Consider the following 14,870-nt stretch of genomic DNA (forward strand, 5'->3'; position numbering starts at 1 on the left):
GTTGGGTGATTGAAACTTGATTTAGAAAATTCGAGAGAATCTTCTAGCAAAAAATAGGATACGAAAATAAGCAGAGATAGAATTTTCTAACTCTGCTTTAATATTTTCAGGAAGACGAATTTTAGTGGTCTTCTTTCTTTTTTCTGTTTTTGAAAACCGCATCGTTCTGGCTCAATGCAGCCACAAAGCCGATAAGAACTACAACAATCCAAATGAAAGTATTGGCGCCATCGCCAAGTGGTGGGTTGAATAACATGATTCTTCTTTTTTGTTTTGCGTGACAAAGATAAATCAAAAAGCCAGTGTTAAGAAACTGTTCACCAAATTTTAACAAGGCTGTAACATTAGGGCAATTTGGTTTACCAAAATGTAATATAAACTTAACTACGCTTATGTACATAACCGGGCGTTAGCATCTAGTTTTACGGCAAGATTTCAACCAGCATGAAAAACTGTCTCCGGGACGAAAGAAAGCGCAAAAAAATCACCCAAGAACAACTGGCTTCCCTCGTGGGTGTATCTCGTCAAAGCATCAATGCCATAGAAAGAGGCAAGTATACGCCTTCAACTACCTTGGCTTTAAAAATTTCTGAAATCTTCAATACTACGGTAAACAGGTTGTTTGAGCTGGAACCTGTGGACTACGATAAATAGCCAATTATTCGCCCCAAGCTGTAATTACCAAGTTGCGGCTGCCTCCGTAATTTCTGTGCTCACAAAGGTAAATTCCTTGCCAAATGCCCATGTTGAGCTTTCCTTGGGTAATCGGAATTGAAACAGAACTTCCCAGTAATGAACTTTTAATGTGAGAAGTCATATCATCTGGCCCTTCAAAAGTGTGTTGATAGTGTTGACCATCTTCGGGAACCAAAATATTGAAATGCGATTCAAAATCTTCCCGAACCGTGGGGTCGGCATTTTCATTAATGGTTAGGCTGGCGCTGGTGTGCTTAATGAAAACGTTCAGCATGCCTACACGAATTTTTCCAATTTCGGGAAGCGCCCTTAAAACTTCTCTGGTAATTAAATGAAAGCCCCTGTTGTAGGGGCTAAGTTTGATTTCGGTTTGAAAATAAGCCATTATACTGCGCTGGCTTGTTCCATTCTCTCAGTGGTTTCAGCAATTCTCAGCTGCTCTATAAAGTTGCCAATTTCGCCATCCATCACCGTAGGTAAATTGTGCTGAGAATAACCAATTCGGTGATCGGTAACTCTACCTTGTGGATAATTATAAGTTCTGATTTTATCGGAACGGTCTGCGCTGCCCACCAATGATTTACGTTTTCCTGCTTGTTCTTCTTCCTGCTTTTTGAGCTCTTTTTCATAGAGTCTAGAACGAAGAACTGAAAGTGCTTTGTCGTAGTTTTTGTGCTGAGAACGGCCGTCTTGGCATTCTACCACAATACCCGTTGGAATGTGAGTAAGCCTTACTGCCGATTCCGTTTTGTTTACGTGCTGACCACCCGCGCCAGAAGAACGGTAAGTGTCCTTTCTCACATCTTTCATGTCCAAATGCACATCCACATCTTCAACTTCAGGGAGAACGGCAACCGAAGCGGCAGAAGTGTGAACCCTTCCTTGCGATTCTGTAACAGGAACCCGCTGAACGCGGTGAACGCCAGATTCAAACTTCAGTTCTCCGTAAACATCTTCGCCTGAAACGCTGAATACGATTTCTTTAAAACCGCCAGAAGCCGCTTCGTTTAAGCTGATTAGCTCTTTTTGCCAGCCTTTGGTTTCGATATATCTGTCGTACATGCGGTATAAGTCTCCCGCAAAAATGGCGGCTTCATCTCCCCCAGCTCCGGCACGGATTTCTACAATCACGTCTTTAGAATCATCGGGATCTTTCGGAATTAACATCACTTTCAGTTCTTCTTCAAGTTCTTCTTTTCGAGTAGAAAGTTCATCCAGTTCCATTTTCGCCATTTCTCTGAATTCTTCATCCTTTTCGGTTTTCAGAATTTCTTTTGACGAATCGATATTGCCAATCACGTTAGAGTACTCATCGTACGCTCTCACGATTTTTTCTAAATCTTTATATTCCTTGTTCAGTTTTGAATAGGCCTTCATGTCCGTCATGGCGTCTGGCTGAACAATCAGCTGACCTACCTCTTCAAATCTTGCCTTGATGGCTTCAAGCTTGTCTATCATATTTTCAGGAATTAATCTTCAAAATTAACAAACAAATGACAAGGGTGTTAATTTTGGAGCACAGAGCGCAAAGAAATTATTGAAATGAAGAAGTTGACGTTAGGTTTAGCAGCAGTTTTTGTAGTGGCTTGTTCTAATCAGAAGATTGATACCAAAAGAGCTTTTGATGAAATGAAGAAGCATGAAATACAAGTGGTTTCGGATGCTGATATTTTGGAAACGGCTATGGAAACGGGTAAAGAGATTAGCAAAAACTTGCAAGTAGCCCAAAGCGACAGTGCAGAATTCAATGTTTCATTTCAGAAAGAAGAGCTGGATAGCCTTACTGAATCGGTTTACTTTTTCAATAAGCCAACTGAGTTAAAAGGTAAAGCGCTGGAATTATATGATGCTTACGCCTATAACAGCGAAAATGGAGTTGAATCGCCTGATAATGTACAGTTTGATGAAGACAAACGATTTGTGATTTACACGAGCGCGATTCAATCAGAGCATAAAGAAGTTGGGGTTTTAATGGTTCGTTTTTCCAGAAAGGATATCGTACTCAGTTTGAATCAGTAAGTTGATTTCTAGGCATCTGGAGACAAATGATAGAAAGGGAAAATATCTAAATTTCTGAGTAGCCAAAAGGCTAAAACAATTCCCAAAATTACCCAAGGTGCATTTCGGTGATGAAGCAAGGTTTTTACAGGCTTCTGTTTCTTCTTTTGAATTGCGCTAGCCGAATAATGATAACCCACAGTAATTATTGCTGGTAGAAAAAGGGCATTATAGCTAAAAGTAGATTTTATGTCCAAGTGTAATAAACTGTGAAGGGCTCTTTGGCTACCACACCCAGGGCAGTAAATTCCAGTGTGGGCAAAGAGAATACATTTAGGGAAGAAATCGCTACCGCTAGGATTGAAAATAAAATAAAGGGTCAAAATGAGGATACAGCTTGACCCTAGTAATACAGAATGCTTTTTCTTCATTAAAAATTACCTGATGAAAGTAGCGCTAAGCCGCCTAGAAGGTAAGATCCTCCAATAACAACTACTCCAACAATTGCCGATACAATAGCCCATGTTTTGGCATTTTTTGAAGCCTGCTCAGCTTCGGCATATTGTCCGTCATCGTAAAGTCCGTTTACTTTAGCCGCGTAAACAATACTCACAATTCCAGCTGGCAAACAACAAAGAATAGTGGTGATAATTGCCACAGCTAAGTAATTGGATGGCCTTTTTGGTTTGTTCTCGTCTATCATTTTAAAAAGGTTAGGATTGATTGAAGTATGATAATAACCAAAAGATTTTGATTTTACTTAACCATTAATCAAACGCTTAAGAAAAATTAATTCGGATTTAAGCCTGATTTAATATCATCTTAATAGGTTGCTGAAAATTTAGGCGATGAAAAGGCTTTCTCAAATTTCAATTCTGTGGGTTTTGCTTGCCATGTCGGGTTATGCACAAAAAATGGACATGGACTATTTGGAGCAAATAAAACGGCAGGCCAGAACGAACAATCATGTAAAGAAGAAATTGAAGGGAGAAGTCGTTTCACTTTTATTTCATGAAATTACCACAACCCTTTACGGCTTTGTTTTTTCATCGAACGGAAGTTTTTATGAAGTAGCCATTCCCAAACATCAAGGAGAGGAGTTATACCCTTTGCTCAAAACTGGTGTGGTTACCGAAATTGAAGTTACTGCCGACCCTACGCTTTTTGAAAAACATCTTTTCGTGAGCAACCATATTCTTAGGGTCGAAAATAAATTGGGTATCCGAGTTTCGGGACTCGTTAATCTTCAACGGCTCACTTCTAAACTAGGTTTTTTTGAAAGAAAGCGCATTTCAATGCAGCAATTTGAAAATGCTTATTCGGAATACGAGGAACAAGTAAGGGTTATTTCCAAAAAAAGAGGCCCTTTTAATCAATGGTCGCTAGCCATGGAAAATGGAGACACGCTTTTGCTGAAAATGGATAATGGCGATGCAGACATTCAACCTGACGATCGAATTACCTATTTAAAATCTAAATCGCCATTGGCAACGGGCTCATTTGTCAAAAACTCAAACAGCTATAACCTATTTGCTCAGCCTTCCATGAGCAATGGAAAAGATCAAAATCCATTTGTAAGTAGCAAATCTGCGCTGCTAATTCAAAAATCGAACTTGAAAGCGTTGGATTTCCTTGTGCGAGATGATGGTTTGATGGAAGGAATTAAGGTGCTTAAAGGGAAAGATACGCTGAAGCTTTTTTTCGATACCAAAAGCGGTTCCAAAGTAGAAAATGAAATTTCGATGAATCAGGATTTTGAAGCTTTTTTAAGAGTGGATAAAAACAACCGAGGCTTGCTTTATGGTTTTTCTTCGCCAAAAGGTTCACAATTTCTAGCGCATGAAATAAGCTTTATTGGGTTAAAAAACCACTATTATGATGGTGAGAAAACTTTCACTGGAAAAATCACTAGATTCAATCAACCAGAAAAGGAAGTTAAAAATTCGCTGAAAGGCTTTGTGCTAAATGATTCCATTTATGTTAAGGTGAATGAAATTGTGGCCATAAATATCAATGGAGAACTGCAGCTTGGAAAGCCCGTTGAAATTAAAGGTTCGCTGAGAAAAAACGTTGAAGGAGAAGTGAGCATGAAGCATTACCAGATTTTTTCACCTTCGGAAATTCGAATAGATGGCAAACTATTCAAGCAACAGATTCACGACATTAACACGCAGTTTTGATGAAAATTCTACTGATTGAAGATGAGGCCAAATTGGCCAGTTTTGTTCAGAAAGGGCTTTTGGAAAATGGTCATTCTGTAAGCTTGGAACAAAACGGAAATCAGGCGGTAGAAACAGCAGCGTGTCACGATTTCGACCTTATTCTGTTGGATATTATGCTTCCTGGCCAAGATGGTTTCGAGGTGCTGAAAAATCTCCGTTCGTTTAATGTAAACACACCCGTAATTTTTGTCAGTGCGCTAAGTCAAACCGATCATGTGATTAAAGGTTTGGATTTAGGTGCTGTGGATTACATCCGAAAACCTTTCGATTTCGATGAACTTTTGGCTCGTATTAGGAATGTAGAACGCAAGTTTTCCTCCAATCGCTTTACCATTCTTCAGGTAGAAGATTTATCCGTTGATTTGGTGAAACGGGAGGTTGTACGTTCCGAGGCGTTAATTGAATTGAGCAAACGCGAATTTTCCATTCTAGAGCTTTTGATGCGCAATGCCAATCGTGTGCTTTCTAAAGCTGAAATCACCGAGAAAATCTGGAACATCAATTTCGATATGGGCAGCAACGTAATTGAAGTGCACATGCACCAACTGCGAAAAAAGGTTGATTCCACATTCGAAAAAAAGCTACTTTCAACTCAGGTAGGCTTTGGTTATAAAATCCAAGGCGCTTTGATCAAAAAGTAAGTTGAAATTCAAGGCTCTGTTTTCAAGCATTCGTTTTAAAATCGCGATGGCATTTTCCGCAGTTTTTGTGGTCATTATTGCCATTACGGGCTATCTAATCTATCAATCTTTTAAAGCCAGTTTAAACCAAGCTCACCTTAGTAGCCTTAGGCAAGAAGCCGAAAGTATTTTAGATCGCGTGGAATTAGATCCTCTGCAAATCCCTATTACTGAGGCCGAACAAAGCATTTTTATTTGGATTGAATCGCTGGCAGGAACCACAGATCTGTTTCAGAAACCTGGTTTTCCTTCTGAGTTTGCCACGGTATTTAAGAATTACCAACCTTTTGGTGAAGTCGAATCTATTCCTCCTTTGGAAATTCTGAGAGTAGATAGTGTTGATTTTCAGCTGGCGGAAAAAGAACTGGGTGGCTTTGGGCAGGGGAGCTTGAGGCTGCTGCTGATGAAAGACAATCGCGCTTACTATGCGCAACTAAAAACATTGAGAAACCAGATGATTGGAGCCAATATTTTGGCTGTTTTTATTGCCACTTTAGCCGCCATTTTCTTCTCAAAATTTACGCTTTCGCCTATCAATCGGGTGATTCACAAGGCCAATGAAATTAAGGCTTCTGAAAAAATGGATCGGTTGCCGGTTGGAAAAAGCAGAGACGAAATCGCTCAGCTTTCATTAACCATAAATGAAATGATTGAACGGATTGAATCGTCCATTCAAAATCAGAATCAGTTTTTTGCCATGGCTGCTCATGAACTCCGTACGCCATTGGCCAATATGCAATCGGAATTGGAATATCGGCTCAAAACTTCTTCGCAAGACTTGGCTCATGAAACTCTGAACAGCTTACGAGACGAGGTTATTCGGCTTAAAAACATTGTTCACGATTTTTTACTGATGAGCCAGTTAAAGTCCGAATCGCTTGTACTCCGAAAAACCAAGTTTCGATTAGACGATTTGGTGTACGATACCTTGGAGCGCATGAAGCCAGCCATGTCCCAAAAGCATTTTGACATTCAACTTTCCATAAAGGCCGAACCTGATACCATGAACATTTATGCCGATAAGGAAAAATTGGAAGGAGTATTGGTGAATTTGCTGGATAATGCAAGAAGATACGGAAAGCCTAATTCGACCATTTGGTTCACCATAAATTCACTTGAGAAAATACTGATAGTGGAAATCAAAAATGAAATTCCATCGCTAATCGACAAGAATTTGAAGGGAATGGGTTTGGGTTTGCAGATTGCCGAACAGATTATGTTGAAACACGAATTTGATTTCCATAACACCAAAGAAAATCAGTACTTTACGGTCTTTTTACGAATGCCCGTGAGTGAGCTGTAGCGTGTTCAAACCGATAGGGTTGAACGCCAAACGGATCGGTCAAGTTGTTTGCAGCTTTCACTCGGAACTAGGTTTGTAAATCTTTAAATCAAAAGCTCATGTTCAATTACTATTTCAAAATTTTTGTCAGGGTAATGGTCAAAAACCCTGTTTTCACATTAATCAATTTGCTGGGATTGGTTCTAGCTTTCAGCTTTGCTATGCTTATTTATATGCATGCGCAGCAAGAGCTTTCCTACGATAATTTCCACACCCATGCCGATGACATTTATCGCATTGCATGGATGAGCGACAATTCGCAAACGCGAACGCCTCACCCAATGGCGCAGGCCATAAAGCAAGATTTTTCCGAAGTAGAAGCTGCAGTCAGTTTGTCGCCCATTTACGGACCCGCTTTAACCAAAACCACTACGCTTTTCAAAAACCCGAAGAACAATGTGATGTACGAGGAACCGAATGGCTATTTGGTTGACTTTACATTTTTCGATGTTTTTAGTTTCGAAATTCTTGAAGGCAGCGCTGAAAGCTTGAAAGAAGTAGGTGGAATTTTGATCACCGAATCCATGGCCAAGCGCTTTTTTGGAGAAGAAAGTGCTCTAGGCAAAGTGCTTCTGTATGACGACACCGAATCTCCTATTCAGGTTTTGGCTGTTTTAAAAGATCCTCCGCTAAACTCCCACTTCAGGTTTAACTTTTTGGTTTCCTATGTTACAATGAAGGCCATGAACCCAACAGACAATTGGTATGCTTGGGCCGATTTTGGTCATTTCAACTACGTTCGTTTGAGACATGGCGCTTCCGCAGAAAACTTAGAAAAGAAGATTCCCGATTGGGTTATCAACTTTATCAGCGGAAGCGAAGAAGAGCTTAGGCTTTTTAAAGCTGGAGTGATCGGTTTTGAGCTACAGCCCATTGAAAGCATTCACTTGAATTCGCATTTGCGTTGGGAACTCGAACAGAATAGTGATGCCTCTTCCCTTTATATTTTCGGCATTTCCGCAGTGTTTATTTTGCTGGTTTCAGCCATCAACTTTATCAATTTAACCACGGGTCGTTCTGTTGAAAGGCTAAAAGAAATTGGGGTGAAAAAGACTTTGGGTGCTTTTCGCCATCAAATTTTTAGGCAGTTTTTCTTCGAGTTTTTTGCTTTAGTTTTTATAGCCCTGTTTATGGCTTTTGGGTTGGTAAACCTGTCAATTCCCCAATTCAATCAACTTTTTCAGGCACATTTGGAGGCTTCAATGATATTGAACCCCGTTTTGCTTGTTTCTATTATAGCACTTGCATTTCTATTTACTGCATTATCGGCTTTTTATCCTTCAGTATATCTCAACGCCATCGATCCTGGAAAAATATTGAAAGGAATGGCGCCTGGTTCTTTGGGAAATCACACTGCCAGAAATTTACTGCTTGGTTTGCAATTTTTCGTTTCGGTGCTTTTGATCTGCGGAAGTTTGTTGATTCACGATCAGGTGGATTTTCTACGTTCCAAAAGCTTAGGTTTTGATAAAGAAAACCTGATGGCGGTGAGAATAAAGAACGACATAATCGTAGAAAGACTGCCAGCGGTAAAGGCCAGATTGATGGAAAATCCAGCGATTGAAAAGGTAAGTGCGGTTTCGAATGTTCCTGGAGGTCAATTCAATTATAATCCGGTTTTTGCTGAAGAAAACCCTCAGAACCGTGTTACGATGGCCGAATTCCTTATCGATTTTGATGCGCTGCCATTGCTTGGGCTTGAATTGGAAGACGGCCGATTGTTCAACCATTCTTACGCTACAGATTCACTGGGTGTGAATTACTTGATCAACGAAACGGCTGCCAAGAATTTGGGCTTTACGGAACCCGTTGGCAAGCGCTTGGTTTGGGACGATGACGATGAAATGTTGAAAGGCACTGTAGTTGGTGTGGTTAAAGATTTCCATTTCAAATCGCTCCACGAACCAATAAAGCCAATGATTATGCAAATTCTGCCAAGGGATTACAGCTATTTACTATTGAAAGTGAATGGAAAGAATTTGTCTGATGTATCAGGCTTTGTTCAGAAAGTATTTAGCGATTTTGATCCGAAGAACGTTTTTGAATACCAGTTTTTAGATCGTGAAATTGAAAACCTCTATGCCGAAGAAAGTAGAACATTAAGCATCAGTATTGTTTTCTCGGGGCTTTGCATCTTTTTGGCCGTGGCAGGTTTATTGGGTATGGCTCAAATGGTGTTGAAGAAAAGAATTAAGGAAATCGGAATTAGAAAAGTGTTAGGCGCTTCTTTAATTCAGATTTTGTGGTTGCTCAACGCTAAATATCTTAAAATTGCTTTGGTGGCTTTACTTTTGGCGGTTCCTGCTACGTATTGGCTTATCGGAGATTGGCTAAACAACTTCACTTACCAAGCTCCAATCAGTCCTGCTATTTTTGTTTTTACGCTGTTAGGCATTCTGCTACTCGTGTTTGCCGTTATCAGTTTAATTTCGCTAAAAGCTTCGCGAAGCAATCCAACAAAAGCTTTGCGCTACGAATAATAACCAAGGGCAATTGGGCTATTTTGGCTCCAATTGCCCTTTTCAGTTCATCCCAATATTTTTTGAACCCGAATCAGCATATCTACAATTCAGTGCAAAAGCATTACGGTTCATTTCATTCTGGTTTTTTCTTGACTATTAACTCCCCATCATTGTAATGTCAATTAGCGCAAAAGCTAAGAGGCAAAGGTCAAAATTGTCAGTGGTCGCTGGCATTCAAAGCAACAACAGAGACAGTTGATAGGGCAGGAAGGTCAACCTGCCAAACTGCCTCGAAAAGAAACCAAAATGAATATGAAAACTAGAAGCACAAAAACTCAAAGTATGATTATGGGATTGGCCATTGCCGTTTGGGCAATGTTTACCCTAACCCACGATTTGAGCGCAAAACAGCGCACCAGCACCACTTCAAGAACCTCTACCTCCGTTAGCATTTCTTCTAAAAACGGAACATATAGCTACAGTTCTCGCTCTGGCGATCAAGGTTTGCAAATTGAATACGAAGGTAAAATCGAATTTACCGATGACGATAAAGCCATTAAAACCATTTCGCGTGGCGGCTATATCAAAATCAGAAGAACCTCTTTTGGAGAAAGAAGAGAAATTTTAGCCGAACCAAATGCAGATGGCACCATCAACTATGATTATTCGGTAGGTAGAAGAAGAGCTGAATTTGACGAAGCCGGCAAAAGGTGGCTTGCGGATGTTCTTCTAGAAGTTATCAGAACTACGGGGATTGGTGCAGAAGGCCGAGTTCAAAGAATTTATGCAAAAGGCGGAGTAGATGGTGTTTTGCGTGAAACCGATGAAATCAGAAACGATCATGTAAGCCATATTTACCTGAAGGAACTACTTTCTCAGAAGAATTTAAGCAATGGCGACTTAACCAAAATCGCGGCTTATGTACCTCGAAGCTTAGATTCCGATCACTACATCGCTGAAGTATTCAAAGATTATGGCGACCTTTTCTTAAAAACGCCAGAAACTACCGAAGCATTTTTGGGCGCCATCAGACGAATGGACTCTGACCATTATGTAACCCTTATTTTGAATCGCGCTTTGGAAGAAGATTTAAGCGATGAAATGATCAGCAAGGTGCTAGATGCTGCCGAAGTGATGGATTCCGACCATTATAAAACTGAAGTAATCAGAAAGGTAATGTCGCGAAGAGATTTAACCGACAAGGCCATTAATCGAGTTGTAAAAGCTGCTGCCGATATTGATTCAGATCATTATGCTACGCTGATTTTGAAAGAAGCTTTAGATCGACCAAACCTTTCGGATGAAGCTTTTGAAAGCCTAATGGAAGCAATCGGTAATATTGATTCTGACCATTACGTAACCGAGACCATGCGAGGAATGCTGCGCAGAGGAAATCCTTCGGATAGAGTTGTGGAGGCCGTGGTAAAAAGAGTTGGCAACATGGATTCAGACCATTACCGCACTTTGGTGATCAACGATTTAATGAACAACAAACAGATTTCTGAAAAGTACTTTGGCGAATTGCTAACCACTGTGGGCGAAATAGATTCCGACCACTATGCAAGCCAGGTTTTGAAAGAAATTTTGAACGAACAAAAACTTAGCGATGCTAACTACGATATGGTTTTGCAGAAGATCTCAAAAATGGATTCGGACCACTACAAAGTGCTAATCTTGAAAGACGTTTTAAGGGGTGATTTGAACAAAACGCATATGATCAGCATTTTAAAAACCATCGACACTATCGATTCTGACTATTATAAATCAGAAGTATTAAAATCTGCCTGCGATATGATGGGTACTGCGGATGACGAAGTGAAAGACCTTTTCCGCAAGGTAGCCCGAGGCATAGAATCAGACACCTACTATGGTCGTGTAGCCCGGTGTTTTGAGTAATGTTTTGTATCCAAAAGTGATGTCTGATTTCAGGCATCACTTTTTTTCTTAACTTCTCTTTCTGAAACCAAACGCTTAGGAAATGCCTCGCCTAATCAGGCTTATACTGTTTACGGTACTTGGAATTCTATTTCTGCTATACCTCTATTATAGCGAATATGATGTTGTTCCTGGCCTTCTGGAAGAATATAAGCTTTATATATTCACGGTTGTTGCCAGTATTTTGGCCGGAATTTCCATTGGGGAAATCAATAAATGGCTGAACAGAAAATTGCCTTGGCGCAAAAACATTCTGCAAAGGTTTGTCAGTGGCCTAGGTTTCGACTTTTTGGCACTTACGCTCATTCTACTTTTTATGGGTTGGTTAGCTGGTTTTACCGGTTTTGTAGACTTCCATATGTTCGAGGCCGATTTGGCCGAAAGTCAGCTTGAAGTAAAAGTGGTTGTGCTGTGTTTTCTCACCCTTTTTATGGTCACTTTGGTAGAATTCAATAGCTATTCTTATAGCGAATATTCGGTTGGTCAAATCCGAAAATTAAGGGCCGAAAGAAAGCAATTGGAATTTCAATTTGAAGCCCTAAAAAGCCAGCTGAGTCCTCATTATCTGTTCAATAGCATGAATACCATTTCATCGTTGATTTACAGAGACCCGCAGATTGCCGAAAATTTTATCAGAAACCTTTCGGAAACCTTCAATTATGTTTTGGCCACAAAAAACATCCGCTTGGTTTCAATCAAAGAAGAAATCGAAGCTTTGAAGGATTATGGCTATTTATTGAGCATTCGCTATGGCGCTGCCGTTGATTTGAAAATAGAAGTGGATGATGAAATTGCTGAGCGTGCGATTCCGCCTTTAAGTCTTCAGCTTTTGGTAGAAAATGCCGTAAAACACAATGTGGTTTCTAATGAAGAACCGCTCAAAATCAACATCAGAAATACCGATGGATGGCTTGTGGTTTTAAATAACAAAACCGTGGCACCAACCAAAACCAGTTCTCACAAAGTGGGCTTGGATAACATCAGAAAGCGATTTGCCTTTTTTACGGCTACGGAAATTGAAGTAGTAGACGAAGACTATTTCGAGGTTAAACTCCCAATTCTGGAAGCCATATGAGAAAGAATTTGCTTGATCAACCGCTTTTCAGAGTTGCCGTTCCGCCTTTGTACGGCTTCATGATGTACTTTCTCATTCTGTTGATTTACAACAGTTTGTATCAAATTACAGATACCATTCTTACTGAAGAACTGCTGGTTTGTGTGGTTTTGGCCTTTCTCATTTCCGAGCCCATTCGGCTTGCGATTGTGCTTTTCGAAAAAGCGGTTGGCGACAACATTAAAAAGCCGATTAACATTGGCATTCTGCTTTTGCTGATGTTCGTTTTGGGAAGTGCCATCATTTTTGTGGCTACTTATTATCACTTCAGCGAAATAAAAGGCTACGATTATCTCGCCAGTTTTAAATCGAACCTTATTACGCTTACCGTAACTTACGGAATCAGCGGTTTGCTCTACACGCTTTTCTACCTAAGCATTCACTTTCTTTCTATAAAAAATGAAACCGAACTAAGGCGAGAAGATCTGAAAAGGCAAAATTTGGAGCATCAGCTTGAGATTTTCAACAATGAAATCAATCCCGATTTGCTCTTTCAAAGCTTGGAAACCCTCATTACGCTAATTCACCACAACTTAGATATTGCCGAGGATTTTGTAGATCGCCTTTCATTGGTTTACCGCTATATTTTGGATAACCGAAAAAGGGAATTGATTTCGGTAGATGAAGAACTGAAGGCAACTCATAATCTGTTTCTGCTTTTTAAAGAGAAATTTCCCGAACAAATCAGTTTGTCTTTGCCTGCGCCTTCTGAAAATGGAAGAAAACTTTTGGTACCCAATACGCTGCCTATGTTGTTGGATTGCGTAATTAACAGTACCATAATTTCTAAATATCAGCCACTCGATATTAAAATCCATTTTGGGGAAGAAGGCTATTTGGTTTTGCAATACAAGGAAAACGACAAGCTGAGTTTCGACAGCCAAATCAAAAAGAGACATAAGAATTTACATCAGGCTTTTGCCTATTTTACGGACAAACCTGTAATTCAAATCAAGGCTTATGGCGATGCATTCATCAAATTGCCATTACTTGAATTCCACGACTGACTATGAAGGTATTTATTATAGAAGACGAAATTCCGGCAGCAGAAAAGATTCAGCGCTTTTTAAAACGCTACGATGAGCAAATCGAAATTCTCGGTCAGGCCATGAGCGTTAAGCAGGCTGTTGAATGGCTTCGCGAAGACCCAGAAGTGGATTTGCTGTTTATGGATATTCAACTTACTGACGGCCTCAGTTTTGATATTTTCAAGACATTGAACATCGACATTCCCGTTATTTTTACCACTGCCTATAATGAATACGCCATAGAAGCTTTTAAAGCCAATGGCATCGATTACCTTTTAAAGCCAATTACTTTCGATGCACTGAGCGAAAGCCTGGACAAGTTTCAGAATTTGAAAACAAGGCTCCAAGAGCCAGGAAAGGCAGAATCGGAATCGGTTATTGATTTGCAATCGGCTTTAAAAATGCTGAGCAAGCGCGAGTATAAAACGCGTTTTATGGTGAAAATCGGGGAACATATAAGGTCGGTAACTACCGATAGTATTTCTCTCTTTTATGCTGAAGGAAGAAACGCCTACATTGTAACCACAGAAAACAAGCGACTGATTATCGACTATAAGTTGGAAACGCTGGAAGAAATGCTCGACCCCAAAAAATTCTTTCGTGTAAACCGAACTTATATTGTCGAGATCAATGCCATTCGTGATGTGCTCGTTTATTCCAACAGCCGATTGAAAATATTACTCAACTTAGATTTCGATCGCGAAATCATTGTTAGCCGCGAAAAAGTAAATGGGTTCAAAACCTGGTTTGATGGGGAATAGAGACTGTTTAGTTCAATGGTTTTGACTGCAATGAAATGAAGAATTTTATTGTTCAAAAAAGTGAGTTTGAGCTAATAATTAAAGGAAGGGCAAGCTCTTTTTTGAAGACTTTTTTTCTGGAATTAGTATTCATTTTTATTTGGTACAGCGGCTTGTTTGCAAACAGAGCAAGTTTTAGAAGTGCCAACCCTATTTTTAGTTACATTTTCTTTTTAGCGCCTTTACTTTTATTGTTTTCATGGGTAAAGAGAATGAGACAGCATAGGCGCAGCAACCTACTCCGTTTTGACAGTAAATCTCAATATGCACATATTGGAAATCATCGAAAAGTAGCTTTTAGTGATATTGAAAAAGTCGTGGTTGACTTTAAAGCCCAACTTGACAATAATAGAATTTTACTGAAGCTGGTCTTAACAGACAATGAAAGTATTCTTTTAGCTGAAAGGGATACTAGTTGGAATAATGAACTTCAGGAAGTTGGTAATGTAATCGCCAAGTTCATCGGAATTCAATTCTATAATTTACATCCCTACGAATAGCTGAAAACTTGTTTCTATATCGATGAATTATCATTATTTTATGAAATGATTTTTTCGATATGCAGAATTTTTTACCGGAATTTTCTTTCCGCT

General features: G+C 39.7%; 16 protein-coding genes. 11 read left to right on the plus strand and 5 right to left on the minus strand.

Annotated features, from left to right (window positions below; translation table 11 throughout):
• Window positions 1–121: 121 nt before the first annotated feature.
• Window positions 122–256 carry a hypothetical protein gene (locus ACXACJ_RS19830; RefSeq protein ID WP_475136166.1) on the minus strand — a complete coding sequence of 45 codons (135 nt, stop codon included), beginning with the start codon at window positions 254–256 and terminating at the stop codon, window positions 122–124.
• A gap of 188 nt (window positions 257–444) precedes the next feature.
• Here ACXACJ_RS19830 and ACXACJ_RS19835 point away from each other — a divergent pair, with 188 nt between their 5' ends.
• Window positions 445–654: a helix-turn-helix transcriptional regulator gene (locus tag ACXACJ_RS19835; protein ID WP_475136167.1), complete on the plus strand. Its 210-nt coding sequence runs from the start codon at window positions 445–447 to the stop codon at window positions 652–654.
• Window positions 655–658: 4 nt separating this feature from the next.
• Here the strand turns inward: ACXACJ_RS19835 and ACXACJ_RS19840 are convergent, their stop codons facing one another.
• A complete protein-coding gene (locus ACXACJ_RS19840; protein WP_475136168.1) occupies window positions 659–1,081 on the minus strand; it encodes a secondary thiamine-phosphate synthase enzyme YjbQ in 423 nt (140 codons plus the stop codon).
• Entirely contained in the window at window positions 1,081–2,154 is a 1,074-nt protein-coding gene (prfA, locus tag ACXACJ_RS19845; protein WP_475136169.1) for a peptide chain release factor 1, read from the minus strand. The genes ACXACJ_RS19840 and prfA overlap by 1 nt, the downstream gene beginning before the upstream one ends.
• Before the next feature lie 84 nt (window positions 2,155–2,238).
• Here prfA and ACXACJ_RS19850 point away from each other — a divergent pair, with 84 nt between their 5' ends.
• Window positions 2,239–2,715 carry a hypothetical protein gene (locus tag ACXACJ_RS19850; RefSeq protein WP_475136170.1) on the plus strand — a complete coding sequence of 159 codons (477 nt, stop codon included), beginning with the start codon at window positions 2,239–2,241 and terminating at the stop codon, window positions 2,713–2,715.
• An 8-nt stretch (window positions 2,716–2,723) separates the two neighbouring features.
• Here the strand turns inward: ACXACJ_RS19850 and ACXACJ_RS19855 are convergent, their stop codons facing one another.
• A complete protein-coding gene (locus ACXACJ_RS19855) occupies window positions 2,724–3,125 on the minus strand; it encodes a DUF2752 domain-containing protein (protein ID WP_475136171.1) in 402 nt (133 codons plus the stop codon).
• Window positions 3,125–3,397 carry a CD225/dispanin family protein gene (locus tag ACXACJ_RS19860; protein ID WP_475136172.1) on the minus strand — a complete coding sequence of 91 codons (273 nt, stop codon included), beginning with the start codon at window positions 3,395–3,397 and terminating at the stop codon, window positions 3,125–3,127. The genes ACXACJ_RS19855 and ACXACJ_RS19860 overlap by 1 nt, the downstream gene beginning before the upstream one ends.
• A 145-nt stretch (window positions 3,398–3,542) precedes the next feature.
• Between ACXACJ_RS19860 and ACXACJ_RS19865 the strand changes: the two genes are divergently transcribed.
• The 9 genes from ACXACJ_RS19865 to ACXACJ_RS19905 all read left to right on the plus strand — a co-directional run bounded on the left by ACXACJ_RS19865 (window position 3,543) and on the right by ACXACJ_RS19905 (window position 14,777).
• Complete coding sequence (locus ACXACJ_RS19865; RefSeq protein ID WP_475136173.1) at window positions 3,543–4,874, plus strand: hypothetical protein; 1,332 nt, start codon at window positions 3,543–3,545, stop codon at window positions 4,872–4,874.
• Entirely contained in the window at window positions 4,874–5,557 is a 684-nt protein-coding gene (locus ACXACJ_RS19870) for a response regulator transcription factor (protein ID WP_475136174.1), read from the plus strand. Before ACXACJ_RS19865 ends, ACXACJ_RS19870 begins: the two co-directional genes overlap by 1 nt.
• A gap of 46 nt (window positions 5,558–5,603) precedes the next feature.
• Window positions 5,604–6,899 carry a sensor histidine kinase gene (locus tag ACXACJ_RS19875; protein WP_475136175.1) on the plus strand — a complete coding sequence of 432 codons (1,296 nt, stop codon included), beginning with the start codon at window positions 5,604–5,606 and terminating at the stop codon, window positions 6,897–6,899.
• Between the two features lie 98 nt (window positions 6,900–6,997).
• Complete coding sequence (locus ACXACJ_RS19880; RefSeq protein WP_475136176.1) at window positions 6,998–9,418, plus strand: ABC transporter permease; 2,421 nt, start codon at window positions 6,998–7,000, stop codon at window positions 9,416–9,418.
• A 294-nt stretch (window positions 9,419–9,712) separates the two neighbouring features.
• A complete protein-coding gene (locus ACXACJ_RS19885; RefSeq protein WP_475136177.1) occupies window positions 9,713–11,296 on the plus strand; it encodes a hypothetical protein in 1,584 nt (527 codons plus the stop codon).
• Between the two features lie 82 nt (window positions 11,297–11,378).
• Complete coding sequence (locus ACXACJ_RS19890) at window positions 11,379–12,410, plus strand: sensor histidine kinase (protein WP_475136178.1); 1,032 nt, start codon at window positions 11,379–11,381, stop codon at window positions 12,408–12,410.
• Window positions 12,407–13,456 (plus strand): histidine kinase, encoded by a 1,050-nt coding sequence (locus ACXACJ_RS19895; protein ID WP_475136179.1) that lies wholly within the window; start codon window positions 12,407–12,409, stop codon window positions 13,454–13,456. Before ACXACJ_RS19890 ends, ACXACJ_RS19895 begins: the two co-directional genes overlap by 4 nt.
• A 2-nt stretch (window positions 13,457–13,458) precedes the next feature.
• Complete coding sequence (locus ACXACJ_RS19900; RefSeq protein WP_475136180.1) at window positions 13,459–14,238, plus strand: LytR/AlgR family response regulator transcription factor; 780 nt, start codon at window positions 13,459–13,461, stop codon at window positions 14,236–14,238.
• 251 nt (window positions 14,239–14,489) lie between these two features.
• On the plus strand, window positions 14,490–14,777 hold the full coding sequence (locus ACXACJ_RS19905) for a hypothetical protein (protein WP_475136181.1): 288 nt from the start codon (window positions 14,490–14,492) through the stop codon (window positions 14,775–14,777).
• Window positions 14,778–14,870 lie beyond the last annotated feature (93 nt).

The sequence above is a fragment of the Roseivirga sp. AWQ4_251 genome, from assembly GCF_056158225.1.

Coding starts and splice junctions, on each gene's coding strand:
- ACXACJ_RS19830 (WP_475136166.1), bottom strand. CDS start 256: ATGTTATTCAACCCACCACTTGGCGATGGCGCCAATACTTTCATTTGG.
- ACXACJ_RS19835 (WP_475136167.1), top strand. CDS start 445: ATGAAAAACTGTCTCCGGGACGAAAGAAAGCGCAAAAAAATCACCCAA.
- ACXACJ_RS19840 (WP_475136168.1), bottom strand. CDS start 1,081: ATGGCTTATTTTCAAACCGAAATCAAACTTAGCCCCTACAACAGGGGC.
- prfA (WP_475136169.1), bottom strand. CDS start 2,154: ATGATAGACAAGCTTGAAGCCATCAAGGCAAGATTTGAAGAGGTAGGT.
- ACXACJ_RS19850 (WP_475136170.1), top strand. CDS start 2,239: ATGAAGAAGTTGACGTTAGGTTTAGCAGCAGTTTTTGTAGTGGCTTGT.
- ACXACJ_RS19855 (WP_475136171.1), bottom strand. CDS start 3,125: ATGAAGAAAAAGCATTCTGTATTACTAGGGTCAAGCTGTATCCTCATT.
- ACXACJ_RS19860 (WP_475136172.1), bottom strand. CDS start 3,397: ATGATAGACGAGAACAAACCAAAAAGGCCATCCAATTACTTAGCTGTG.
- ACXACJ_RS19865 (WP_475136173.1), top strand. CDS start 3,543: ATGAAAAGGCTTTCTCAAATTTCAATTCTGTGGGTTTTGCTTGCCATG.
- ACXACJ_RS19870 (WP_475136174.1), top strand. CDS start 4,874: ATGAAAATTCTACTGATTGAAGATGAGGCCAAATTGGCCAGTTTTGTT.
- ACXACJ_RS19875 (WP_475136175.1), top strand. CDS start 5,604: ATGGCATTTTCCGCAGTTTTTGTGGTCATTATTGCCATTACGGGCTAT.
- ACXACJ_RS19880 (WP_475136176.1), top strand. CDS start 6,998: ATGTTCAATTACTATTTCAAAATTTTTGTCAGGGTAATGGTCAAAAAC.
- ACXACJ_RS19885 (WP_475136177.1), top strand. CDS start 9,713: ATGAAAACTAGAAGCACAAAAACTCAAAGTATGATTATGGGATTGGCC.
- ACXACJ_RS19890 (WP_475136178.1), top strand. CDS start 11,379: ATGCCTCGCCTAATCAGGCTTATACTGTTTACGGTACTTGGAATTCTA.
- ACXACJ_RS19895 (WP_475136179.1), top strand. CDS start 12,407: ATGAGAAAGAATTTGCTTGATCAACCGCTTTTCAGAGTTGCCGTTCCG.
- ACXACJ_RS19900 (WP_475136180.1), top strand. CDS start 13,459: ATGAAGGTATTTATTATAGAAGACGAAATTCCGGCAGCAGAAAAGATT.
- ACXACJ_RS19905 (WP_475136181.1), top strand. CDS start 14,490: ATGAGACAGCATAGGCGCAGCAACCTACTCCGTTTTGACAGTAAATCT.